The organism is Endozoicomonas sp. ALC020 (genome assembly GCF_049275935.1).
Classification (GTDB): Bacteria; Pseudomonadota; Gammaproteobacteria; order Pseudomonadales; family Endozoicomonadaceae; genus Endozoicomonas_A.
In genome coordinates this window covers 4,679,745-4,702,910 of sequence record NZ_CP184830.1, presented here as the reverse complement: position 1 = coordinate 4,702,910, position 23,166 = coordinate 4,679,745, and the positions used below count along the sequence as shown (strand labels likewise).

The window sequence follows — 23,166 nt, the reverse complement described above, 5'->3', positions numbered from 1 at the left end:
AAAATTCTGAGTGGGGAACCAGCAGCCTCCCATCTGGCTGCGGCAATAAACCAGTACCTGCTGGATGCTTTGGTGGAGGTTCCTAAACAGCTTAACTTTATCTGGATTGGTCGTCTCAAAGAAGGGGTTAAAACCTATCTCAAGGTTTGGGCCAAGATGGTTCCCTCCTGGTCGCAAACGCTCTGGTACGATCCACAAGCGTTTCTGGCGCCTGTGCTTAGCCGGGAAATACGTAAGACTGTTGCGGCTGAGAAAATACCTGAATTATTGAAACATGAACAAGCCAGAGATGATTTTTTGACACGCTTGTATCATCTACAAGACCACGCCTACAGCACTATAAAAGAAGGCATCGCCCAGGGTAAAACCTTTGACGACATGGCCAAGACATTTTTAGTCAGGCACTTGGGTATGGATCAAGGAGAATTAGAACAAATTCAAAGGCAAACTCTGAATGAATTCACGGATCTCGCCAAAGAGCTAACCGGGCTCCGGGGCAACGCCGGATCCGGGGGATTCACGCTGGCAGATATCAATCAACTCTGGCAGTCAGGCAAAGAAGCCAGCCTGAAAAAATGGTACGAGAAAGAAGGTGGGCTGAGGGGGGTTTTAGCGGCAGCAGCTGATTTGGCAAGAGTGGGTATTCTTACTGAAAAAAAGGGAGGTGTCTATTTGGATGTCGACACACTGCCTCCTTTCAATGAGAAACTGTTTAAACACATTGAATTCCCGGATGAGATTTCATCGTCAGAAAGACAGGGTTATGTGATTAACTATATGATTATGGAATATTTGGGGGAGCCAGGGGAGGAACAACTGTTTTTTGACAGAATGGTTGAGACAGAAATACAGGAAGAATGTAGAAAACTAAAGGAAAAATACCCGGTTTTTTTTAAGCAGGTTAGAGAAGCCATCGTTAATCATAACAAAGAGCCTCTTTTTATTTTTCCAGACTCAATCAAGGCTATTCCCGGTTCGATGGAAATAACGTTGGAATTTGGAGATAAAATCCATCCCAATAATAACTTTATTGTTGCGCCGCCAGACAGTGAAGTTCTCAAGGCAGTTAAGCAAGAAATGATAAGGCGTCAGCAGTTGGTTGAGCGTCTGAATATAGACGACCCGGTAAAATTTGCTGATTCCGATAGCGAGCAACTGAGACAATCCATTGCAGATCAATTGGGAATCAGTGATAAAGCTACCGATTTTTTAGTTAACTATCGAAGCGATGGAATACTTTTTGGGTCTGTATCCACGTTGCAGCTATCCGGGCCGAGTTTGATGGCTAAAGTCATCAGGAAGCATCTCGCTTATTTTCTTGCAGAAGATAAACATTTGGATCACAAATCAAATTCCTATTTCACGCAAATTAACCCACTGGCAAGGATTGATTTAGTGAGTTTTTATACGGGTGAAAGGTCCAGTAGCTGGGTTGCCGGTGCTGATAAAACCCAGCGTTATACCCTGATTGCTGGGCAAGACAGCCGTTATATAAACCAGATCATTCTCCAGCTGGGTAACAGCATTAATGAAGCCAGTGCCAGCTTATACCTGGGCGATAAATACCGGCCTGATTTCAGCCAGCTTATACGACTGAAGTCTGATGGCACCCTGATTGATTCGAAGACAGGTGGTGCTATTGAACCCGGGATATTGCAAGCCAGTTTTCTTACAGACGACACACGTATTATTGTTGTTGGTCATGGTACTAAGGTTCAGGACAAAAAGACCGGTTTCAGCAAGTTTCTTCTGGGCGGAAAGACAGCCAGGGAACTGGCCGAAGTGCTTGGGCGCATAACCGGCAGGCGGTCTGTCAAGACTGTCAGTCTGGTGGGTTGTGGCGCTGATGCCAGCGGGGAACATTACCCTGTGGAACAATTCGCCAGGCAACTGATTGCTGAAATCAGGACAGAACGCATCACCGTCCGCAACGCTCTGGTGGCGGTGGATGATCTTGGGCGCAAATGGACCGGCGCTCTACCTGCTGAGGGTGATGTGCTGTGGTCACAGTCAGACCCTCGGGTCAAACTGGTGCTCGAGAAGGATAAACAGGGCCAGTTAATAACCCGTCAGCTCCGGGTTGCAGAAGGGCTGGTGAAAAAACTCCGGAATTTGCCCGCGTTGCCCCCCGGCAGGGATTATGCCTATCTGGGCAAGAATGACCGTCACTTCAACCAGGCCAGAGACCTACTGCTTACTACGATTATCGAAAACAATCGAGAACAGCCACAAAACAATCGAGGACAGCCACAAAACAATCGAGGACAGCCACTCTCCCGCCTGATTGAGGATTACAACCTTCGGCTGCAACAAGTCACCCGTGATAACTTTTCCCCTTACCGGTTGATGCCATTACCGGCTGCCGATGTCGAACTGCCTTTTGCGCAGGCAGGGGCACCAAGAGAGCTGCACCTGAGCGCCTTTGTCCGTGCAGACTCAATCGGTGACCCGTTTTCGGGGGTTGGCATGCTGGCCTATGGTAATCCTTTTGCGCAGGAGAATTTTTTCCGGACCCAACAAGCGGGATATCAGCTGGCCCGGCAAGTCGCAAGCCCACCATCCGAAGCCATGGCAGCACTGTTTACCCGCCTGCTGCTTGGGTCTTTGCAGGACATTGTCACACCCGCTGGCCATGACATAGATCCGTTCCGGGTCTCCAGCCCTGATCTGCTGGTTTCGGTATTGGGAAAAGATGACCTGTTTGCCCTGTATGCCCACAAGGAACGAAATGACTTTTCCGAATTGGCCAGGCAGTACGTCAAGGCTCTGAGAGAGTTATCGGGTGACTTTCTGGCCGACAAACGGGCGGAACAAAAAGTGCCGAGACTGAACGCCTGGAAAAGACGTGAACAGAGAAAGTCGTTCCAAAGCACCCTTTCGCTTGGGGTTAAAAAAAGGCTGATGCGCCAACCGGATGGTACGGTCAGTTTCACTGATCCTGTGTCTCTGCCTGATAGAGAGACTTTTGCTGGCAACAAACACGGCAAATACCTGCCCGTTGTCACCAACCTTTCGGGCGAAACTTATGTTCTGGTGAGCGTGCCAGAGATTAACAGCGCAGTTTTTCCGGATAATCTGCGCGATATCCTGTTTATGCTTCAGTCCTCAGGTCCGCTGGAGCAGCGTAATGCCCAGACGCTGATCAAGACCATTGAGTCTGCCTATTCCCATCGCTCACCCTCCCTGGCAGAACAGCGGCTCGATGAAAAAATGGCCCGACTGCCGCTGGCTGATGTGATCACACTGGCCAATGAAATCGATAACTTCGACACCGAGCACAGGGCTGCCCAGAGCCTGATGCGAAAGCTGTTGTTGCGGCTGGTGGACAGCGTAGTGAAGTCTCTGGAAAACGGTGACAAACCGAATCGCCAGCAGAAGCTTCTTATTGCTGAGTTGTCCAACCGGCTTCCCGAAGACAGCCGCAGTTTCAGGATCCCGCTGTCAGAAAACCGCGAACGCCTGGTTTACCTGGACCCTTTCCTGCCTTACAACGAAGATTACCATTCTTCCTCGAAGATTTTTCTGGGAGTGCGTTCGCCATTTTTCCTCTCGGCAATTGATCATAATGTTTATCGCTACCAGCTGCGTGAGCTGGCACAACTGAATGGATTGCCAAAAGAGCTGGACGCTGTGCTTCGCCATTTCAACAAACCGAATAAATTTATCGATAGCCTTCTAACCTGGCATAAATGGCAGACAGAGAATGGTTTGCAGACGATCACGCCACCCGTTGATATCCGGCTGGAACCCTACCTTTTGATCTCGGACAGTCAGGTGATTATCCGGCGGTGGCAAAAAAATCAGCCTGCTATCATCCAGGTCGGACTGTCGAGTAAACGACCAGAATCGTCTGACCTTCCCCTCGCCCGGATAATGACTCAATCCTATGGACTGGCTCTGCTCTTGCAACTGCAAGCAGAGCAGGCACCCGATTCTGTGATCACCAGGGCTATGGAAATTTGGGAAACGGATGATTCTCGCTCTCCTGCTGGCCGTTACGGTTTTACCAACGGTTTGAAACTGCGGCGACTGCCCGCCGACAGTGATCCCGTTTATCAGGTGCTGGTCGCTAACAGCGATGACCATGATCTTAAGTTTGCCCGTGGCACTGTGGATGATTGCCATAGGGCATTGGCGGTATTGTTCAGGGAAGAACGTCTTGCCCGTTCGGTCAGAGCCGTTATTAACTTCCTCAAAATCAAGCCGGAGAGCTCTGTCGATGCGTTTGTGCAAGGACTGGTAAATATCTACACAGATTACTGGCAACAGATGCAGGGTTCGCGGCTGCGTTCTGCGCTGGAGTTGCAGAACACGGATTACCGGATGTTGAAAGCACGAATTTCCAGCTCCGGTTTGTCCGCTGAAGACAAGAGCAGGTTATTGTCAGATATGGGTTTTATGCAAAACCCTCCAGACACAGGTCCGGACACTGACAGAACGTCTTCTTACTTCCATGGTCAGGAAATCAAAGCGGGCAGTCCCGGAATCCTCAGAGAACTTCCACTGGCTTTCTATGGCGACCAAGGCTCGCAGCCGCAAATCGCAATCTTGTTCTCTGCCCAATATATCAGGGATATTCTGAAAAACGATGCGCCTTCCAATGAGATGCATTCAGTACAGGATGCAATTATCAGAACGCTTCGAATATTCAAAAGAACCTTCAAATACGAGAATTTTTCCAAAACACTCAAGAAAACACGGAGCCAGAGCTTTGGCAACCTCAAGACTCTGGTGAATCAGGGGGTTATTGATGGTTCTGTCGGCAGAGGCTTCGAGCGGGTCAAAATACCTGACTCTGTCCGACTATTACTGGTCATCACGCCTCCCGGTTCATTGGCTACAACTCAGCCGGAACCGGTTCTGGTTGGTAATGCCGGTTGTGTCCTGAAAATTGATCCGAGCCAGTATGTCACCGAAGGCAAAATGCGGGTTGAACAATATCACATTTTATCAAGCCTGGTAGCCCGCTATATTGGTGCCGCAAATCGGTTGGAAGGTATCGACAGCAATTCTGAAACCCTTCGAAAAAACATTCTGCATGAAATTGGCATTGACGACATTGCGACATTACAAAGGGATGCAAAAGATCCAAAGATCCCTAGAGACAAGAAAAATGGACGAATCGGTCTTGAAATAGAGTTTGATGGCACAACCGTAGCTCTTGAATCGAGACAACCGCTTGCGTTTACTGAATATGTCTCCAGCAAGCTTTTGAACCCTGTCTACCCTGATCTGGTTGTATCCAGCGAAGAGAGTGAAGGTCGCTCTATCATTGAAATCATTACCGGACCCAAACCTCTCTCGGATTACATGGATGCATCCTCTGTTGTATTTCGTGCCACCAAAACCTTGGCCGATATTTTAGCCAATTTACCTGAGAGTGGTTATACCGTAGACGACATCACTCAAAAGTATAATGACAAGCTACTGGGCAATAATCCCACTGATGATTTAGAAAAATACCGGTTAGGCACTAATCGAAAGATGAATCCTGAAGTCTCATTGCCCGCCGAGCTAAAAGGAAAGCCATTATCTTATCATGTTCAGGTCAATATCGGGGTCGATCTCAGGGGGATTGGGGATATAACATCCTATGTTGCCACTCTTATTGTCCCAAGGAGAAGTGATTTATTAAGGCAAGTTTTTGAGTTGAGCCAATATCAGGCCTCTGTCATTTCAGAAAGACTGGGGCTGAATTCTGACTTGCTGAACTCCATGTTTACCGCTCATTTATTCAAGCAGGCATTAGACAGTTCGACCCAAAAATTTCACAGAAATAAAGGGGGTATTAAAGACTCACCGGTCACTCAACTTGAGGGATTATTAAGGCTGGGTACCGCCGATTTTTTAATGACGGTTATCTCTGATCTGGATGCAGAGCAACTTAAGTCAGCCATCGGGGATTACAGCTGGCAAGCCTTTGCTTCGTTGATGCAGGCAACGGTCGATAACCTGGCCGAAGTGGGATCTCTGGCTGAAGGAACTGGCAGGCAGTGGACAGCGCCCGAAAAACTACTGCAAGCCCGATTAGAATCGCTGTTTATCGACACCCTGGATTACCGTATCAAATATGGAAGGATGCCCTTACCCCCTTCTAAAGCAGATGCTATCGAATTACCGCAAGGCGAAGGCAAAGAATCGACGATTGTTTATATTGGTGCCACAGGCGCCTCAAGACAACACGTCACTCGTTATGACAATGGCAAGGGTGAAACCCATTACCTTGGTATAATCGAGGTGCGCGAACCCTGGCCTGCACTTAAAAAAATGGCTTTTTCCCCTCCCGGGACGGCCACGACTACGGTAATAAAGTCCGTTCAAAATCCAGAGTTACTGGGAGCGGACCCGGATGTTGACGGGATCTTTTTCAGAAGAGCCCAATCCCTGCTCACCACTGACATCATCTCGAGGCATTACCGGGACTGGATCAAGCAATCCATCCTCAACCGGCTGGGTCAACTCGATCAGGCAAGGCTTGAGCATGTAACCCGCTCCTTCTTCGACTATCAGCAGGCAGTAACGGACACATTCGGGCAGGACACACTGGGCCGGTTGCTGCTGACGGCCAATCTCAGGTCAATGACCGGTGGACGAACGGGATCATCCTGGGACACCCTGGCGCAGTTGCAAAAAATAGTGTCTGTGGATTTTAACCTTCAGCGGGTAACCAGCTGGGATCACCAGCTGCCTGCCACGACCACTGACAGCGAAGCCCTGCTTGTCGCCCGCTGGCAGCAGCTGGCAAGGTTCAATCTGCCTGCCACTGTCTACAGGCTTCTGGACTTGTTTTCCGGGCACGAAGATTTTATTAAAGCGGTTCTTGAATCGGGAAAGGCAGTTTCCGGGAACGGCATGTCACTGGGTCGTTTGTGTCGGGAAATAAACATTACCCTCAACCCTGAAAGGTACCTGTATCAGAGTTACCTCGATAGCAATCCACTGACCCTGACGGTGGGAATAAAAGACACCACTTTTGATAACCGTGAGGCTATCGCTGCAGGAAAGCTACTCGCAACAGCCCTGCTAAACCATCCCGACGTGGCGGCTATCGGCCAGACTCAAACGGAGTTGCGGGCAATCTGGGGATTATCAGCAATCACCACTGGCCGTAGCTATGGCCTGACCACAGAACTGGCGCTGGCTATTGTGCCAAACCAGAAAGACGACCTGTACACACAGTTTGTCGATGGCATCAGCCGCACCGATCACAACTGGCAGTTTGCTTCCGGGTCGGTCAGGGATTTCGCCCGGGTTCTGTACTGGTTTTCCGCCCAGCATGATGAGGACAGCCTTAAAAAGGCTTTTGAACGGGTGCGGAACTATCATCGTCAGCATCCCAAAGTATCCCTGGACACTTTTGCCTCGGCTCTGGTGAATACACACAGAAATCTGCCCGATGAACGGGCGGGTCTGGTTCTGCGTGAGGCTATCGGGAAAGAGGGATGCACTTATCTGCAACAGGCCCTGACGAAGAAAAAAGCCTCCGTAGTTGCCGGTCTGAAAACAATGATATTGGTCGGGACTATTGACCAGTTTTATGATGACCGTGATTCGTTCAATGGCATAACTGAGTTTGAGGTTTACAGGCACATATCGGTAAAAGTGAGCCGTGCTTACTTTCGTTATGGCGGAACGGAGTATCTTTCATTAGTCGATAGTCTTCAGGATTTCCTGGCAACGCCTCTGGGCGAAGATTACCTGAAGAGAACCAAGGTCGAAACCACACTTAAATATCAGACCCTGGTCGTTGATGCCCCTAAAGCTGTTGCTGGAAAGCAGCAAATTGTCGTCTGGTTACCACATACTGGCAAGCAAGTGGTGATTAATCCCGATGCCACAGCCAGTCAAAAAAACCGTTTTTCCAGCTTGATCCCGGTGTTTACTGCCCTGGTTAAATCTGGCTATGAACTAAACGGTGGCCGTCAGTCTGACCTCCCTGATGCGAAAAACATTGAACGAATGGTTCGCCAGCAAATGGGATTTGCCCCCCTGGTGAAGCTTGCCGACACAGGGACTGTAGAAAAGGACACCGCATCTGGACGGATAGTCCTTGAAAAAACCTATAGCATCCGCGAACTTGCCAAGTCAGAAAACCTGCAGGTCAAAAGCCCGAAAGAAATCAATGGTTTCCCTTTGATCACTCTGAAATGGCTTGATGCCGGAAACCCGCCGGGGTTGCAACTAATCACGGCCCCGCTTTCTCCCGATGAGCTGAACCAGCACCGGCCTTTCCTGGATGCCGCTTTTCAGGCTTTGGATAAAACGGTTTCGGCATTGTCTGGCCAGGTTAAAAACTGGGATTTAGTCCGAGCTTTTCACAGACAGCTTGCCAACACCGGGACGGTAAAAAAAGAGAGCAAACTGGGCCGGTTAATCTTTGAAAACGTAGCCTACGGAGTCCCCTACCTTGAGCCTGATGCTCTGCTCGAAAGCCCGACCATTATGATGAAATGGCTCACCGGAAAACAGCCGGGATTGCAACTCATAACAGTCCCGCTTTCCCCGAATGAGCTGGACGAGAAAAGGCTTAGGGTGGAACCAAATTTTTACGCGCTGGGTAAAGTGATCTCGGAACTGCCGCACCCGGCCACCCACTATGACTTAGCCACAAACTTTAATAATTATGCTGGTGACCTGTCAGATTTTATTGTTGTAAAACAGCCTTTTGACCAGACCACAATTTGGCAGACAGAAACGACCGGCGAGGCAGGCACCGGGATCACCCTGAAGTTTCCCTTTGAGGATCTGGGTAAGCCGTTGGTGGTGGCACTGTTTGCTGGCAGCCAAAGCCCCGGGGGTGAGCGGTTGATGGCCAGCTTCTGGGCCGCCAACCGTTTGGTAAAGGCTGTTACCCCGGCTTCAGGCCGCGATGGGGTAGCCACTGCCCAGTTAAGGTCGATGTTTACCCTGTTGTTGTTCCGACTGTCGGGGGACAACCCACAGGAGAGAGCCCTGTTTCCGGGGCTAAGGTTGGCAGACTGTATCCATACCTACCTTTCCGACACTGCCGTAACCAAACTCAGTCACTATATCAACCGCGATGGCCTGAAATCGGTGACTGATGAACTGAAAGCGATAATCGCTGACCTCCAACAGGTAACCGATGTTGCGGATGCGCAAGTGGATAAAAGGATTAAAGACCTGTTGGGGATAGCTCTGGATTACCGCCTTGCCAACGGAGCCGGGTTGTTGCCTGCGGTACTGTCGGATGCCTACTCGTTGCCCCTGGCCGATGACCAAAAATATCGGGAACTCTGGACTGGTATGGTGTCAGAGGGCGGCACACCGCAGCCTGTCTCCAGAAATGCTGATGGTCATTATCTTTTGAACCTGGTCCTGCCGGGTCAAAGCGGCAATGTGGAGCGCCTGTTTAGCCGCAAAGCAGCTGAGCCCGATAATCTTGCGGGCCATCTCAAGCTGGTGTTGAAACCGCAATGGCTGGGACGTGATCAGGAAGTTACCCGTGCGTTTATCAAGTTGGCGATGTCCAGGGTGGATAAAGCCGACTGGCCGTGGTTTTCAGAACACTTTTCCTCATTACCGGAATTGCAGCGTTTCAAGGTGGTGGAAGCGCTTGATCAATATCGCGTGCAGTATCCGGAGGCTGATAGCAAGCGGCTGGCCCTTGCCCTTACCGACCTCCAGCTCGCCGAAGTGAACAGCCAGATCAGTCAGGATGATCAGTCCGGGACACCCTCGGTGTTTCGCATCAGGAGTCTGGAATCGCTTAAAGACGGAAGCCATGGCTTGAAACTGGAGACCTACGGGGGAAGCCAGTTCGATCTGCAGGCAGGCTCTCTGGTGCCAGTGCTGACGGGTCAGGCCAAGGCACCACCGGTCAGGCCAGATCCACACCCGATGCTGCTGAGCGGGTCACACAGTAACCGGTTTCCCCCGTCGTTTCTTGATACGCGCCACAGCGAGAGACTGTACCGGCAATCCATGTTGGATGGTCAGCTGCTACCCAACAGTTACCGGAATGATGTCGAGCATTTTATTAAAATTTTCACTGACTTGAAGCCGGAAAGCCATCGCCAGCAACTCCAGAAGCAGGACTCACTTGACCTGAGTGCGGGTCGGCCTGTCCACTGGCGGTTAAACCCTCAGATTCTTTTGCGGGAGTCCCTGCTGCGGGTCCGGGATACGGCGGTCACGATTGAGCTTGGGATGAAGTACAACCTGTTACTGAAGCACAGGTTCCTGGACATAATGATCGGCCAGTTTTATGCCCTGGCTCTGGCCAAAAGTGTCGAGGCGGTGGATACCGCCCTGTTTCGGTCTGTCTGGTCAGAGGATGCTGAACAACTGGCGCGACTGGGCAACGCCGTTGGTTTTGACTCTGCCTACTACTGGGTTTCGACAACCGAGGCGCAGAATCGGGCCAGTCCTCTTTATAGCCTTCTGGCAGGCAACAACCGGGACACCCTTGCACATCATTTTGGCCCCATTGGGTCACCCGCCAGTCAGGAAGACTTTAAACAGGCGATGATATGGCTGTTCTCCAGGGAGCCTGAATTACTCTCATTGAGCCTGAACAAGGTTTCTGACTACATTCAGGCCCATCAGGATGACCCGGATATTGAAACCTTTGCCAAAGCCTTGCGCGAGTTTGACCAGAACCTCCCGGATGATGCCAGAACGCGGTTCAGGGGAGGGATTAGCCATCAACAAGTGGAATTACTGAAGAAGGTTCTGACCCGTCAGGTGCCTGATCAATGGGAACTGGTCAGCTATATAGGTGCACTTAAAAAAACACTCACCTCGCCAGCCCGGGTAACCGCTGCAACCGGGTTTGTAACATCGACGTACCAGCTGGTTGAGTCCGACAGCGGGGTGCAGGCTGGGCTGAAGGATCCGGATGCTTCAGACAAGGGACGTTGTCGGCGTGGGGTTGGCGGCTGTGGGACCCGGCTGTTACTGACGGGAGATTTGGCGGATCGCCCCTTTTTGAACATTGACAGTGCGGATATCAGTGACACCGGCAAACCTTATTACAAAGTTGAGTTCCTGACATACCAGGGGGAGTGGCAACGGGTGCTCAGTCGCTCAGGCACCGATATCACCGTCACCCCCCTGGGCGAAACTTCGGTTTATGACAGTATCCACGATACCGGCGGCTCCCGTTTTGAGCGTGTCATTCAGGCCGGGACGGAGACGGGTACGTTGGTAGCGGTCAAGCGTGCCAGCGGCCAGGTTTACCAGCTGATTTCGAAAGATGGCGGTCAATACCGCGCCGTCAGTCTGCAACCCGGCGACCGGCTGTTAGCGTTTTACGACAGCAGCGGGGAAACCCTGGTTCCGGTGCTGGAAAAAAACGACCATGGCCGAACGGTTTATGGCCTGAGGCTCGACAACGCAGCGTCAGATGCCAACCGGCTGTTTAAACTCAACCCGGTAGCATCGCTGGGGGATCAGCTGGCCGCTGCCCGCCGGGAAGATCACCTGCTGTTAGATGACAGTGCCGAGCTAAGAACCCTGGCGGGTACCGATGACCGGATAGCGGTGATCCTTCCTGGCGACTACCGCCCCGGCCAGCGACTGGCGAATCAGGCCCGGGGGCTCCTGTCCGAGCTGAGGGTCTTTATTGCCACCCCCGCCGGTCAGCGGCTGGTCAATGCCCTGGGATTCTCTGACCGTTTTAGCAGACCCATCAGTATGACTGAGCTGGACAGTCAGCTGTTGCCCGATATGGCGCCCCCCGCCCAGCTCAGGCTGGTGGTCAGGCTTGACAGTCAGGCTACTGCTGACCGGGTGATACCTTATCGTTCCAGGAGCATCGGGGACGTCAGTGGTCACCGGCTTGTGGTGCTGCAGGTTGACCCGGCGGTACTGGACGGGCAGCGCCACTCCACCAGTAATTACCTGGGGGCAGTGGCCTCTGTGCTGAAGGATTTATGTCGGGCAGCACTGGCCAGTACCGACCAGGCGGGCTCACCGGCCATCGCCATGACCTGGTTGCAGGGGAAAAAAATCACCGGGGACCGGACGCTGCTGCAACTGGAAAATCAACTTCGGAAGCAGTTCGGCCTGCTGCCTGTCCAGAGCACGGCTGCCGCCCGGGCTCCGGTTCAGGTAGTTACTGCAGCGGGCGGGATAACCACCGTGACAACAGGCCAGCGGGTCCGGATTGCCTATCAAGCCATGGCTGATCCTCTGTCCGGCTTTAGTCAGCTGGTGGGGGATCTGGAAACCCGTTTACTGTTCGAGCGGGTTCAGTATCGTTGCAACCAATGGGTTGACCGGTTATCCGGGGCTGACCGTTCGCAGGGCAACCTTCGCTCACTGTTGACACAGGTGGTCTGGAGTGAGCTGGTCAGCCGGGGCATGGTGACCGCGCAGCCCGGGCTGCTGGCTGACCCGGTGGATGTGGTGGTGTCCATGCTCAATGACACCGAGCTTAAGACTCTGGCCGATATCAATCATCTGGCCAGGCACCTTGGGGATGTGCTTACTGATGCCCTGAAAGACCGACAGGGCAGCGTCTTCACAGAGACAGAACGACAGGCGTTGTTGACCCGGTTCCGCCATGCCGAGGAGGCTCTGACGAAGGCACGGGCCCTGCGCAACGAATGGGGCGAACCCGGACAGCTCCCCCTTGGTGTGGATTCCCGCAGCAATGTGCCGGTCACCACTGGCAGCCGGAAAAACCTTGCCTTGATGACCCGCACCGAGCGGCAAAAGGTCACCCTGCTGGGTGACCGGCATCTTATTACCATTGAAAGCCAGAATGGCCCCCTGTCCGCTCCGGCAGGGGATGAACTGACCGGTTTGCTGGCGCTGTTAAGGCAGGAGTCTCCTGTTAGCCCGCAGGCTGCGGCTGCTTTGCGGACTCAGCTTCAGTGGCTCCCTGCGGCGGCTGACCCGGACTATTACCGGACTGCGATCGAGGGAATACTGTCACCTTTGTCCCAACAGCAGGCTGGCCAACTGGATAACACCCTTATTGGGTTGTTCGGGCAGCAAACCCCGTCCGGCGCTGAGCCGCTACTGGTGGAGTATTTTTTCCACAGGCGGCTTAAGAATCTGGAAACAACAGACCCCGCAGAGTTGCGGATGAATGCCCTGAAGGCGAATAAATGGCTTGATCTCCTGCAAAAAAATCAGCCAATACCGCCAGGAGCTGGCAGGAAGGCTCCGGTTTTCATCCCCGATATCGGGCTGGGCCGTCACCAGGCCGGGGTTCAGACCACCGATGGGCAAAAGATCTTCACGCTGGGTCGCCGCGATGACCTGGCTTTTTCCGGGCAGGGCCCTGGTTACTCCCTGATCCGCAGCGAAGGTGGCCGCAGGCAGGTCTTTAGCGTCGAGCTTCCCGATAACTGGCCAGACCGTCTTTTGTCGATCAGGCTGGTGGTCGATATGGAGCCTTATCGCGAGATGCAACGCGGGGGCAGTATTGGCAAACATCAGTTACAAAATGACATTCAATACATTGCCCGGGGGCTGGGGGAGTCCCGTTTATCGGAGCTTCTTCAGGCGTTTGTGAAGCCCGTCAGGGATGCAGGCATTCCCGATGGCAGCACTTATGAAGTGAGCATCAGCCCCAAACCTGTCTGGTCGTTTGTGGACAGCCGTGTCGAGGTGAGTGGAGAAAACAGCCGCCGTGCTCTGTTACTGCTGGGCACGAAGGACAGGAACCAGCCGTTTATTTTTCGGGAAACCCTGACCAGCCTGGTCGGTGCCGGTCTGTTAAAGGCCCTTGAGGGCGGTGGTGGGTCGCTGTCAGCATTGCGCCAGCAGGTGCGGGAGCTGTTCGGGATCAACAGCGAGACAGTGCCTGACGCTGAGTCGCGCCCCCTGGGACTGACCCGGCAATACGAACTCACTCTGGCTGCCACCCCTTCTGAAACAAGCCTCTATCGGCAACTGGTCGAAGGCTATCATAACCTGCTACTGGCTGAAGGTACGAAAGCTGATTACCTTAGGGCGCTGGAGTATTTAGAGATCCATAACATCGACAGGATTCTGGCAACAGCGGAACTCCTTGCAAAGGATGATGAAGGTAAGATCAGTGACAGCGATCTGTTCAACAGGGCCATCAACCAAAAACGCTCCCCGGTTGCCATAAAGTTAAGTCGGCCATTCGATCATTCAATCACCCAATACACCACCCTGCCCTCCGGCTCAGAGCAAGTCGACGTGGATTACCGGGCATTCTGGAGTGTCGGTTCCGGCATGGAATCTCTGCTCGACTCGAAACTGCTGGGGTTAAGTCGGGCGGCGGCGGAAAAGCTTCTGTCACAACGGAAAAAGGCCATTAACAAACACTTCGGGCTAAGGCCCGTTATCAGCGATTACCTGAAGTCGCTGGTGGTTCATTTTATCTACGGGAAGATGGAACAGGTACTGGGGAGCAACGGGCAGCCAACCAGCCAGATACACCTGGGGTTGACCGATGCGGTCACGGCCATACTGCCTGACAGCGATATCAATGCCATCAGAAATCTGACGTTGCTTCCGCGCAGAGGGGTGGTATCGGAGCCATCCATGGCCGCCTCATTGGCAAAAGCCTGTACTTATGTTGCCCGGGGGCTGGGCTGGGAGAGTTTTGACACTGGCCTGATGGCCAATATGAATGAGGATGTGCGCACCCTGTTCGAAGAGGCGGTAAGACTGCGAAAGAGCGTCAAAAAGCCCTTCCAGTTGCCTGTTAACCGGCAGCAGGACGCCCAAGGTAGAGAGCCACTGTTTGTGCAGAGTTTACCGGGACAGGATAAGACCATTAAAACCATCGCCAGCAGCCTTCGTCATGTGGTTATGGCAGACGGTGCCCGGCGTTATATAAAAATAACCCCGGCAGGCCCGGGCAATCCTTTCCCGCTTATGTCATCCCAGTCACAGGGAGCTCTGAAGAAGCTGTTACGCCAGCCTCTTGAGCCAGCTGAAAACGCTTCGGTCACAAAGGCTTATCTGTCACAGCTGGCGCGTCATTATAAGGCTTTTATTGAACTGGGGGACATTGATGTTAGCGACCAGGTCAAGGCGGTTATTGAAAATATGGACTCTGCTAACCGGCAGCGGTTTGCTGATGATTTCCTGAAATATGTCCGGCAGTCAGCCATCCCGGCAGGCCTGGCCGAAACCGTCGCCGGGAAGTTACTAGTGGCAGAGGTTAGCGCCTTGGGTTCCCTGCCTGAAAAGATTTCTTCCAGGTTTTACCAGCGGCTCAACGGGCTGCTGAACCTGGCCGGGAAAAAGGAATTTTCACTGACCTCTGGCAACCTGACGATTCGGGTGCTGACCGACCCCTCAATCACCGCCGATGCCTCCTACCTGATGCCTGGGCAACGGACTCTGGTGGTGGGCAACGGCGGTGATGCCAGTCCGCTGACCGCTGCCGCAGCAGTGGCTCTGCTGCAAGCCGCCCAGGCACAAAAACCGGAGGATCAGGCAAAAACATTCCTGGCCCTGCAACAGAAGCGGATCAGGCTGCCAAAGGACATAGACAGCCTGTCGCCAGAGTCACTGGTCAGTGAGTTCATTGTCAAGGAAGGCAAGCTGACGCTTTCCGGACTGGTGGACCGTCTGACCAGCTTTATCGGGCTGGCGAACAGGCTGAACCGCAAGGGCTCTTCCGAAGCCCGTCTTCTGGCCAGGGAGATTCACCAGAATATCGCCGACAGCGTTGTCGCACTCAGGGGCGGTATCGAGTTTGGCCAGCTGGCTGACATCGTTGATATGACCGACTCTGATTTCCGCAAGGCCCTGAAGAGACTGGACAAGGCGGGTTTGCCAGCCGGTCAGGCAACAAGGCTGCCCGCCCCAGACTGTGTGCTGTGCGACGGCTCCGGACCGGTCAAGACGGTGATGGCTCTGATGGACCGGGTCAGCGGGCACCTGGATGCTATTGAGTTCAGTGATCGCTTTAAAACTGTCAGGCAGGCTGCCGGAGACAAAGGGTTGCTGGCAGACGCCTTCCTGCTGATGCAACAGGAGCGTTTTGCCGCAGTGGCCACCGAGGACATTCTGGACAATCCGGAGTTCCGCAGGAAGCTGCTTGATCTATTCCGGAAAGCGCTGGCGGAACGGCAGGGACTGACGCCAGAGCAAATCATTGACCGGGTGGTCATTTTACTTAACGACTCGGGCTACAGTGCTGACGACACCCGCTATGTAAAAGATCAGCTGCTTGGCAACCCGGAATTCATGGAGCAGCTCAAGACCCACAAGAACAATCCCGGTAGTGCTGATCCCCAGAGTCCGGACGACACAGCGCCGGGAGGCAGGTCGAAGAAGTGGCTCAGGAAATTTAGCAAGGGTCTCGGGAAACTGGAGAGAAGTAAAACATACGGACGTACCAAAGCTGCTATCGGCGCAGGGCAATCCATAGCAGGCCTCGTCGGTGCTGTTCAGACCATTGGGAACCTGCAGAAATACGGCGACGCACTGTCTGATGAAGCCCGGGATCTGGCCTATGCCGGGGCCGGCCTGACGATCGGCAGTTCAGTTTATGGTCTGGCGATGACCAGCCACTGGCTGCTGAGTAAAAACAGCAAGCAAGTGGGCAAACAAGTGAGCAAAGGGGGAAGCCGTGCAGCGGGCTCTTCTGTCGAGGCTTTAGAAAACACCACCAAGGTTGCAAAAACCTCAAGGTTTGCGACCAGACTGGCGCCGGTAGCTGGCAATGTGCTTTCCATTACTACTGCCGCTACGTCCATAGCCGCTAATAAAATGGCCAGAGATGAGGCAAAAGCAGCTGGCAACGATGAACAGGTCACTTATTACGAAGTAATGATCGCCCTGGATGCGATTTCGATTGCCCTTGATGTTGTGGGCGCCGTTATGGACGTTTTATGTGGCAAGTGCGGAATTATTATCGACCTGATCGGCTACCTGCTCACTATCATACAGACCGCTATCGCGGCATCTATGCCGCCAAACAATGCCCGGCAGGAGTTCGATGCAGTGTTGAAAAGTGATGGCTTCGCTGAACACATTAACAACATGGCGGAGGACTTTGAAGAAAAAGGATTTTCAAGGTTTGAGTACCATGCCGATGCCGAGGCGTTCCTTCACCAGAGGATGTATGAGGATGACCTGGAGGAATTATGGGTATCCCGAACGAGATCACTGTCTGGTACCGAAAAAGGCCTTTCCTTTATCGACAGGATCAACCGGCGCCTCACAAAGGTGGGGACGAACCTGGAAGACTACATGCTTGGCAAGAAAGGCTACAAGATATTTTATGGTTTGGGTGGCAATGACACCCTGATCATCGACGAGGGGGAGCTGTACGGCGGATCAGACCATGACCGGTTGAAGCTTGAGAAAGGCATAGCGAAAGGGGGCAGCGGCAACGATATTATCCAGATCAGCCAGTCAGGGGAGGCTCATGGGGGCAGTGGTAACGATTTGCTCCATCTGCCCTATAGCGGTGGTGTTGGCTACGGCGGTCCGGGTAGAGACACCATTATTAACGGCAGGGTTCAGTACGGTGGCCCCGGTGATGATCATCTTATAGACGACCTTGGTTATATAAGGCAGTTTGGTGGTAAAGGAAATGACCGGCTTGAACCGGGTTTGGGCAAGGGGATTCTTTATGGAGGACCTGGCAATGATACCCTGATCTTGCCACGCAACGAGATCAATATTCCTTATTTTAGCTACTCTGGAGCCTTCTATGAACACAAGAGAAAGAATTACGATCGTCTTAATTGGACGAAATCTGACACATTATTTGAGGTTAACCTGGAAACCTGGCGCTGGGATAACCTTTTTCCCGAATATCTTAAAGACCATAGAATTGATCGCGATGCGCCGGATGGCGATGAAGGATGGAGTTCATCATACCTTTTAAGGCGCTTTGGCATGCGTGGGTCGCCATCAGGTTTTTATAGGAATCCAGTCAGACCAAGGCTCGACAAAAATGTGCGCCCATACAGAATGTACATTGCCACCCTGTCACAGATAAGAGCTGATTACGGACGTGCTGGGCGTGATAAAAAATTAATGCCCGAATATTATCTGATGGGGTATGACGCAAAGCATACGAAAGTAGAACGGATTTCTGATCATTACGGCCCTCAGGAATACTTTTACGTTGGGGAAGTCAGGTTCAGGGACGCCGAGCATGGTGATGGATCTTCAATAAAGGGCCATATGTATATTTCGAGACAGGGCGCTTACCTGTTGGATTCCAGCAGGCTTCTGTATTATTTCAGCAGGACTGGACTGAGAGAGCGCAGCGAAAGGCCCAGGCCCGATCAGGCCACTGTATTTTACGCAACGGTCATACAGCTACTGGATACCGGAGGGTCGATTGCCAATGTCGAAAATGTAGTAGGGTCGACGATGGGTGTGAATGTGATCGGGACTGCCCAGCCCAACAATATTTACTTATGGGGCAGTGGCAATGAGGTTCATACCGGAGACGGGAATGATTTTGTCGATGCCAGCAATGGCAACGGGATTAACTGGATAGCCCTGGGTTCGGGCGATGACCAGGCGTTGTTGGGGGATGGTGAGAACGGGGTCGATGGCGGTCCTGGCACGGACACCGTTTCTTACCTTGGCCGGAAAAAGGGTCTTAAGCTGGACCTTACCAGCGAGTATCGGTCCGGGTCACAGGAAGAATATCTGAAACAGGTGGAGATCATTCAGGGTTCCCCGGGCAATGACAGCCTCTGGGGAGACCACGGTAATAATGTTTTCATTGTCACCAATGGCACCAATACCGTCGATGTCCGGGGCGGCAATGACACGGTGGTTGCCATTGGCGGAAGCACTGCTATCCGGTTGCGCAGCGGTTTTAATACAGTGGTACTGGGTGAGGGCAAGGGTGAGGGTGAGAGTAGCCACGAGGTTTTCACGGGTACTCACGCGGACACCATTCTGTTGCGCCCCGGCAGCCATCTTGGTAACCACCGAATTCACGTCCATAAACGGCAGGAGCCTTCGACAGGAAAATGGCCACTGTTGGTTATCCAATGGGGATATTTTGGTGAAGTGTGCGGTGACGTTTTCTTCAAGTTAGCCAGCTTGACGATCAATACCTTTGACGAGAGCCTGAATCTGGTTTTTGACGATTTTGAACCCCATAAGAAGACAACCCTTGACTTTCACACTCCTGGTTTATCCAGTTTCGATACGCCATATGCCAATAGAAGTTTTTACTGGGAGGACGTGGCGGGCGAAAACTCTACCCTGTCAATGACCGAAGCCCTGACCAACCTGAGGAACACCACCCTCTCGACTTATCTTAATGCAGGCACAGAGCCTTGCCGGATCATAAAGAGAACAGACGACTATAGCTTTTCCACAGAGGAGATGTTGGCATTCTTGAATCGTTATCCTGAAAAACCCTTAAGTGAATTCCCCCGGGATCAATGGCGTAAAAAGACTGAGCTGAAGAGCCTTGCCAAAGAGGGAAAGACCCTGGGCGCTGGCCTGCACCGGATTGGCAGTCAGGGAAGTAGTCATACCAATCTGGTGATTGAGTTTGGTTTCGTCTCTGACCGTTGCTATCCACGTAGAGGTATTCTGCGCAAACTGACCTTGCAGCTTGGCCAGCAGCAGGTGCTTTTTGAAGGTGAAATCCCCCCCATTAAGAAGCACGGTGTTGTCTTTTTAAGACCATGGCACTCACTGGATTTAAAATTGGTTAAAACCGATGCGGACGGTGGCAGAAAACAACAAGGCCCCAAGGCATTATTTGCCATACCAACAAGTGTCATTAGACAAAAAATCAATAGACAAAATACGGCGAAATGGGCCAGCTCGAAACCATGGATCAAACTGTTCCACGGTCAGCTAATGGCGAAGACCCTGACCATGCTGGAGCTGGATTATAGATTTAATACTTATTTTCGTGACCAATGCAGCGCCTCTCCCTCATACCACAGTTCTGTGATTTTGCCGACGGTTCACCTTGACTTGTCTTCAGACTCTTACTCTGGCATCCCCATCATTTTCGGCGGCCCGGGTAATGATCAGCTGACGGGCAACCCGTCTACGGATAACGTATTAATTGGCATGGGAGGTCATGATCGTTTAAAGGATATGGGAGGCAATAACCAGTTTATTGTCGGCATGGGCAATACCAACGTTACTGCTGGCGGGGAAGGGTATAATCAGTTAATACACGACCAAAGTCGTTATGTTGTTTATGATACCCGGCTTCTGAACAAACACTCCAGGAGTCTTGGCGTCAAGGTCATCAGTTCAACCTATCAACTGGATGGGATAACCGTCAATGTGACGGAAGGGACCGTTCAGACCCGATGGCAGAATACGAATGGAACAGGCAGCTGGCGTTATCATCAGACGGTATTCAGTGGGATCAACCAGATTGCCGGGACTCCGGGTGATGATAGCTATTTTGGCAGCAATGGTACGGATATTTTCAACACCGGGGGTGGCCTGGACACAATAAGAATGGGGGACGGAGACGACCGGGTCATCATTGACGCCCCCTGGCAGAAGGGTACCTTGCTGGACGGCGGTAGCGGTGCCAATACACTGGTCTTTGATTTGCCTGTTCGTCGTGATGTGACTGTCGACCTGAAGGATGGTTTAACGGTCGAAAACTTTATCCTGGAAGACACCGGGAAGGGCAACATAAGATTTTCCGGCGATGATAAAGATAACGTTTATGTATCCAGAGGTTCCCTGCGCAGTTTTAATGGCCGGGGGGGAAATGACTACCTTTTTCTTCTGAAGCTGCCGCCCTATATCCATTTTAACGGTGGTCCGGGCAGGGACACACTGGACTTAAGCCAGGCAGCCCTTACCCCGGAATTTGTCCGGCTCGAACTGTCTGTGCAAACAAAACCAGTGAGTCTCTCCTGTGTAACCGATTCGCAACCCTGCTCTGCGGAAACAAACATCGAAAGTCGTCTGTTCCTTACGTTGAGGCTACCCGGATCTCAGGTCACCTATCAAACATGGGATTCTACTGTCAGAAATTTTGAGATTTTCAAGGGCCCGCGCAGCGACGATATTTTCGAAATCCCGGCCCTCACCGGCCTCGTTGTCGATGGAAACGCTGGTGATGACACTTTCAATATTTTCTCTACCCACATCAAGGGCAACAGTTCAATCACCACCACCATAGGGGGAACCGGATACAACCGGCATTATGGCAGCCCGAAAGCTGACCGGATGGTGGCAAACCTGGGGCCTGACCTGCTTTCCGGCGACCTGGGCCCGGATATTTACGTTATTTACCCACAGGCCAATGGTACCCGAATCATAGACCGGGACAACGGGAATACCCTGGTATTGCACGGGGTACAACCTGAAAATCTTGACTGGAAACTGACCGGAAATTATAGCCGTCTGGAAGTGAACAACGATGGACAAATATTTTTCAGCATCGATTTACGGCACGTTCCCCATTGTGCGCGCGAGGATGGCAGCCTGGCCACCGGGCACTTTATCAACAACCTGGAATGGCATTTCTGGCGCCTGACAACGATTGATCCGGCCAACAACGGAAGCAGGCTGCTTAGCGGCAAAAACCTTCGGGACTACTATCACTCCAGGCTGACAGTTGATAAACGGCTGGACAACACTTATCAGCTTGACAATGTTACGGCACCGGTACATGGCGGGCCAGGTGATGACGAGTTCTTCGTCTCGGGTGCTGTCAAGCCGGAGGCCGGACTGTTCGGCGATTCGGGAAATGATATTTTCCATCTCAAAAGCAGGGGTGTCAGTGTTCACCCCGGTTCCGGCAATAATCTTGTCAGTCTGGAGCTGGAGAATGCAGAAGAAAATGGTGTAGTAAAGCTATTCTTTGCTCCCTCTTCGTTTAACCGTGTTCGAATGACTGGCGTCAGCCTTGCGGATTTGCAGGCAGCAAGCTGGCGTTCGCTGGATCAACGCAATGCCACTGACAGCGGTGACCGGGCTGCTTGTCCAGCCGGTTTGTCACACCTGATGCCGCCTCCGGTCACCGGTGGCCGCTTTATGCTGGCGGCCTGGATCCGTAGACAAACAGGGGTCGACAAACTGATTCATTTTGCCGGGGCTGACGGCTCTGATGCCATCAGCCTGAGCCTGAAATCCGGGAGACTGGAGATCAGGCTAACGGATGGTTTCAGGGTCTTTCGTAGCAGAGTCAGGCAATTTTTTACCTCCTCCCGTCAGCACCTGGCCATGACAATAAATGACAGTGGTTTTCTAACCCTCTATCGGGATGGCCAGATGGTTTTGGCCAGGCAAGCCCTCAAGCCAGCCAGGAAAGTTCGGAAGCTGAACTGTTATGCCGCTGATAAACTCATCATCAACCAACGTCTGCCGTCGTCTGAAGGCATAAAAATGATGGTGTCTGGTGTCGACCCGCTGGTGAGAATAGGCACTCGGCAGGATCCTGACCGTATCTTCGCCAATGGCTGGCCAGACAGCCTGGAACTGGATGACGGCATTCTGGATAACAAGGAAATGATCGGTCAACGACTCGAGTCGGGTTATTCACTTTCAGAGCAAACCATCCCCGGACATCAGTATTTAATCGATGAAAAAAGCGCTACTTACCGTTTCTCTGGCGATGACACGGATAACAGCCAATGGCTTCTGGCAAACGCCACGGGCACGGCTGACCAGCTCGAAATTAATACCCATGACTGCCGGACATTGGACTATAAAAAGTCGGGCGGGGATCTTATCCTGACTATCTTGCCGAATGATAGCCTGCTGAAAAACAGTGAAACTAGCACAAAGCCGATCAATGCCACCCGAAGCCTTCGGGTGCAAAATTTTTTCAGCGAGGAAGCCGAGACCATTGAGCGCCTGATCGTCAATAACAGGGTGCTCAGCAGGAACGAGGTGCTTGCGAAAGTAGACACCCCACAGTCACGTGGCAGGCGCTCGCTGAGTGACAGCAGCGCAGAAGGTGCATTGGCCGCTGAGAGTGCAGGCAACGGAACCCTGACCTTTCTGAACAGGATCATTCGCAGTGGGCAACGGTTGTTGAATTACCTGAGCAGTCTGGCCGGAGGTGAGAAAGACGACGTTAATGCGGGTGAAGCCCTGAGTGAGCGCCCCCTGGTGGCGAGCCTGAATGACACAGAACTGAACCAAAACTACCAGCGCCTGGTTCAGGAACTCAACGCCCAGTCAGGCAATCGCAGTGGTGAGAACCCGTCGTTTATCCCATCGACAAGCCAGAGAATGGTACAGAATCTGACGACTCCGCAACCTTTAACTAGGATAGGGATGGGCTGA

1 protein-coding gene (cut by a window edge) is annotated in these 23,166 nt (G+C 52.4%); it reads left to right on the top strand.

Annotation, left to right across the window (positions count from 1 at the left end):
• Positions 1 to 23,166 carry the 3' portion of a TcdA/TcdB catalytic glycosyltransferase domain-containing protein gene (locus tag ACOJUO_RS17495; protein WP_422137649.1) on the top strand. Its footprint begins 5,448 nt before the window's first position, so only the last 23,166 of its 28,614 coding nucleotides appear in the window; its start codon lies off the left edge, out of view; it ends in the stop codon at positions 23,164 to 23,166.